The organism is Corallococcus praedator, from assembly GCF_003612125.1.
GTDB classification, from domain to species: Bacteria; Myxococcota; Myxococcia; order Myxococcales; family Myxococcaceae; genus Corallococcus; species Corallococcus praedator.
In genome coordinates, this window is the sequence record NZ_RAWI01000746.1 from 1 (window position 1) to 1,427 (window position 1,427).

Genomic DNA, 1,427 nt, shown 5'->3' on the forward strand with positions numbered 1-1,427 from the left:
CCCCACAACCGGCCCAGAAGTCCCGCCGGCAGGCCCACGGGCCCCACGCGCTGCTTCAGCTTGCGGCGCAGGAGCGTCGTCTCCACCCAGGCCACGATGCCGCTGGAGAGGGTGAGGAAGGCCGCACCCAATTCCCGGGGCAGCCCCAGCCGTTCCGGCAGCCACAGCGCCAGGAAGTACGCCTTCACGGTGCCCAGGCTCACGCGCACCACCGCGTATCGCAGGGGCGTCTTCGGATCCTTCAGCGCGTAGAAGGCGGAGGCGTAGAGGCGGCCCACGGTGGAGGCCACCAGGCCCACCGCCGCGCCCATCAGCAGATACCAGAGGTAGCGCGAGTCCGCCGCGCCAAAGCGGCCCGTCTGGAGGAGCGCGCCGCTCACGAGGTCCCCCAGGAAGAGCAGCGCCGCCGCGGACGGCACCACCCAGAAGGCGATCCGCCGCGAACCCGCGTCGATGCGACTTCGCAGCTTCGCGTGCGCGTCCGCCTCCCCTTCCCCGGTGGCGCGCGCCATCTCCGGAAGTTCAGCGGCCGACACCGCCATGCCGAAGAGGCTCACCGGGATGAGGTAGATGGTCTGCGCGTAGAGGAGCGAGGACAGCGCGCGGTTGGAGATGAGGGAGGCGAACGCGGTGTCCACCCACGCGCTGAACTGCACCACGCCGCGCCCCAGCACCACCGGGCCGAAGTTCTTCAGCACCTGGCGCACGGAGGCGCTCGCCAGCGACAGCGCCGGACGGAAGCGCCCCAACAGGCGCAGCACCGTGGGCACCTGCACCGCGAACTGGAGGAAGCTGCCCGCCACCACGCCGTAGGCCAGCCACTCCGTCAGCGCCTCTTCCGCGGCGCGGCCTCCTTGCGCGTACCGCCCCCCCACCGCCAGCAGCGTGGCGATGATGACGACGTTCCACACCACCGGCGCCAGGTACGACAGGAGGAAGCGCCGGTGGCTGTTGAGGATGCCCAGGCACCACGCGCTCAGCACCAGGAAGCCCGTGCCGGGGAACAGGATGCGCACCAGCCGCACCGCCAGGTCGCGCTCGCCGCCCTCGAAGCCCGGCGCGATGAGGTCCACGAACAGCGGCGTGGCCAGCATGCCCAGCGCCACCATCACGCTGGTCGCCAGGGCCAGCAGGCCGAACACCGCGCCCGCGACCCGGTCCGACTCCTCCGCGTCCTTCTTGCCCAGCAGCTGGGCGTACACCGGGATGAAGGAGCCCGACAGGACGCCTTCGCCGAAGAGGTTCTGCAGGAAGTTGGGGATGCGCAGCGCGGCCTTGAAGACGGCGGCGGCCTCCGCGTTGCCCAGGTAGTGCGCGAAGACGCGCTCGCGCACGAGCCCCATCAGCCGCGATGCGAGGATGCCGATGCCCACCAGCATCGCGCCCCGCCCTCCGGCGCGCTCGGGGGCGGCTGGCGGGGTGACGGC

The 1,427-nt window shown here is 71.9% G+C and carries 1 protein-coding gene; it reads right to left on the reverse strand.

What is annotated here, in order from left to right:
* Positions 1-1,427, reverse strand: a 1,427-nt coding sequence (gene murJ / locus D7Y13_RS41430; protein WP_244222472.1) for a murein biosynthesis integral membrane protein MurJ, incomplete at both ends; no start/stop codon positions are given.